Source organism: Clostridium sp. (genome assembly GCF_036569345.1).
Classification (GTDB): Bacteria; Bacillota; Clostridia; order Clostridiales; family Clostridiaceae; genus Clostridium_AD.
This window is the reverse complement of record NZ_DATCQT010000007.1, coordinates 1-3,335: the sequence shown is the minus strand read 5'-3', so window position 1 is coordinate 3,335 and position 3,335 is coordinate 1. Positions and strand designations below refer to the sequence as shown.

Annotated in this window: 2 protein-coding genes and 1 pseudogene; 2 read left to right on the top strand and 1 reads right to left on the bottom strand. The window is 27.2% G+C overall.

Annotated features, from left to right (window positions below; all coding sequences use genetic code 11):
* The first annotated feature begins 681 nt into the window (after positions 1–681).
* Positions 682–2,355 (top strand): diguanylate cyclase domain-containing protein, encoded by a 1,674-nt coding sequence (locus tag VIM70_RS00320; RefSeq protein ID WP_331942957.1) that lies wholly within the window; start codon positions 682–684, stop codon positions 2,353–2,355.
* Positions 2,356–2,589: 234 nt separating this feature from the next.
* On the opposite strand, the gene VIM70_RS00315 is transcribed toward VIM70_RS00320, so the two are convergent.
* On the bottom strand, positions 2,590–2,721 hold the full coding sequence (locus VIM70_RS00315; protein ID WP_331942955.1) for a hypothetical protein: 132 nt from the start codon (positions 2,719–2,721) through the stop codon (positions 2,590–2,592).
* A 240-nt stretch (positions 2,722–2,961) separates the two neighbouring features.
* Between VIM70_RS00315 and VIM70_RS00310 the strand changes: the two are divergent.
* A pseudogene (locus tag VIM70_RS00310) lies at positions 2,962–3,335 on the top strand (methyl-accepting chemotaxis protein); the annotation flags it as partial.

Sequence of the window (3,335 nt, the reverse complement as noted above, 5' to 3'; positions counted from 1 at the left end):
TAGCAAAGTTACTAACATGATTGGTATATGCTTTTATGCTCCCAGGGCTATAACCCCTTAATTCCATATCCATTTTCAATCTTTCTCTTAATTCTGACATAAATAATAACACTCCCTTATTTTTTATTTCGACAATAAAAGTTTATAGGAAGTGTGCATTATAATAAAGAAGTATCTTAGTAAATAGGATACTTCTTTCTATTTTATTTAAGTAAAAATTAAATTAACATAATTAGCACTCGTCTGCCACCGCTGTTAGCGGTTTAGTTCAAATGTTATTTCACGACGTTTGTTGTTTTTAAAAACAAAAAATCTTAAATGTTCAGAAAAGAATATTTTTTGTTTTTATGTAAATAAATGAATTGAGCATGTTGAATTCGTTGACCTTATTGATTTTTACTTATAACAACTTAGCATGGGTTTACTAGTGGATGAATTTAACACAAGAGATATTCTGTACAACTCAACAAGCACACAATATAATTTTCGTTATGTTGTATGCTTTTTTGCTACTATCAACATATATTACAGAAGGATTTAAAAATAAAATTAGAAGGTTAAGAATGAAAAAGCTATAAATTTCTACATAAAGCTGTTAGGCGAAGAGGTTATAAATTCAAGCTTTACGTAGGTACATATGGATTATGATAGTTTAGAGATGTTAGGGGGGGGGGATAAGTGATGTTACAATCAGATAATATTAAAACTATGTTGTTTACAATATTATGTATATGTTTTATTTTCTACTTGTTTTTAGGTATCGATAGTTATAAGAGAAATAAAAAATCTAAAGTCAACATAACATTTTTAATTTTATGTATTTCTGCTAGCCTTTGGGCCATAGGATATGCATTCATGTTAATTTCTCCTAATATACAAATTGCAAATATATGGAGAATAGTTGCTGCCTTAGGTTGGTGTTTTTTTAGTGGTATAGGGGTATCCTTCATATTGTTTCTTACAGATACAAATCAAAAAAACTCCAGCTCAAAAATACACTCTTTACTATTTATAATTCCAATGGTATTTTTTATAAATAATTTATTATATGAACCATCTAAAATAATAAGTAGTGAAGCTTATGGCTTTGTAGACAATTTATATTTTGCTACAACTATGGGTATTGTTTTTAGTATATATATGGCAGTTATATATATAGTAGCTTTTGTAATAATATATTTACGAATCAGAAATTCTCAAAAGAATAGAGTTAAAAAACAGATGAAAATTATTTTCATCGCTGGTTTAATCAGTATTTGTTTATTGTCAATATCGGATTTGATTTCACCTGCACTAGGTATTGAGGTTTTTCCGTCTGGTATTATAGCAATATCTATTGGAATGGGTGGAATGTGGTACGCAATTAATAAACATAAAATGATGTCAATCTCTTATGAACTTGTATCAGAATATCTTTTTGAAGCTGTAAATGAACCAATTTTCATTTTAGGTGAAGATTTACTTATAAAAAATTGTAATGAAGCTTCACTAAATATAACTGGTTATAATAATAAGGACTTAAAAGAAAATTCACTTGATGCAATAATAAATTTTAAAAATTTTAATTTTAAAAATATAATACAAGCAGGAAATGTTATTAATATTGAAGTTTATTTACGCAGGGCAAATAAAGAAGCTCTTGTCTGTGAACTATCAGCAACAGTTATATATGATGAATACAAAGACGTATTAGGAATCCTTATTTTATTGCATGATGTTTCTGAAAGAAAAAAGATAGCTGAAATACACGAGAATTATACTTTTAAATTGGAAGAATCAAATCTTAAACTTAAAAATGAGATTACCGATAGACTCTTTGCAGAAGATCAAATACGTCATTTGGTGTATTATGATGCCCTTACAGAACTTTGTAATAGAAAAAAATTATTAGAAGATATTATTATACTACTAGATAATAAAACTGAAAAATTTGCCATTCTTTTTATGGATTTGGATAAGTTTAAGAGTGCCAATGATAATTATGGTCATGAGGCAGGCGATTATATTCTTAAAACTGTAGCTGTGAGATTAAAAAGCATTGTTAGGTCAACGGATGAAGTTTATAGAATTGGTGGTGATGAATTCATAATAATATTAAGAAATTTGAAAACCTCTGCAGATGCTGAAAAAATTGCAGTAGATGCTTCGGAATCATTAAGCACAGCATTTACCTATAAGGGAAATCAATTATTTGTAAAGGCGTGTATAGGCATAAGCCTATTTCCTGAGCACGGAATTGATGCAAACACGTTAATTAAGAAGGCTGATGCAGCTATGTATGAAGTTAAGCGCAAGGGTGGAAATGGATATAAGATATATTCCTCAGAAATAAACGAAAACGATTATTATATATAAATATTACATTAAAAATATGGAAAATTGATATTCTGAATGTCCTGTATAAAGTGAAAAATCATGCATAAAAGTAGTGCATATTCTCAATTAGACACCATTATTAACAATAATATAGGGATTTATTACTTGCATTAGATTATGAATGAGTGTATAGGCTAGTTATAGAGGTCAACACAATGTCGTGAAATTAAGTTTTCATGACATTAACTATTATTAATTAATATTTATATTCAATTATCCTAATATAGGGGTAGTCAAAATACAGGTTTTTGAAATAAATATTAATATACCATTTTTTTGTGTTTTTTCCCAACTCTTAATAAAATTTTCATCATTACTATAAAATTTTTTTAATAAAGTTTTCAATATAGCTCCTCCTTGTAATTGTAGAATATAATTATAAAATTGATTACTATTATAATAAATATATTTGTTTTTGATAATAGTTTTGTTAACCATTTTAGTGGATTGGATATAGTAATTTTCAGTAAAATTATTAATTATTAAATACAAAGGGAAAAAATGTGTCTTTACTATCGATATCGTTACATAACATAGTAATAAAAATAATCTTTCTGTGAAAATTATTTTGGAGGTTATATTCTTATGTTTAATGATTTTAAAATTATTTCCAAGTTAATGATTTTAATCACTATTTTTGTTATTGGATTTGTTTTATTTGGAGTTGTTGCTTACCAAACAATAGATAGTATCAAAATCAATGGAAAAATGTATAATGAGATAGTTTCAGGGAAAGATCTTGTTGCAGATATACTTCCACCACCTGAATACATTATTGAATCATATCTTACAGCTCTTCAATTATCAAAAGAAACTGCTAAGACTAAAATTGAGAATTTAATTAATTATGAAGCACAGCTGAAAAAAGAATATGATACTCGTCACGATGTCTGGGTTAGTGAGTTGCCTGCAGGAGACATTAAAAAAACTATGATAGAGGGTTCTTATAAACCTGCAAT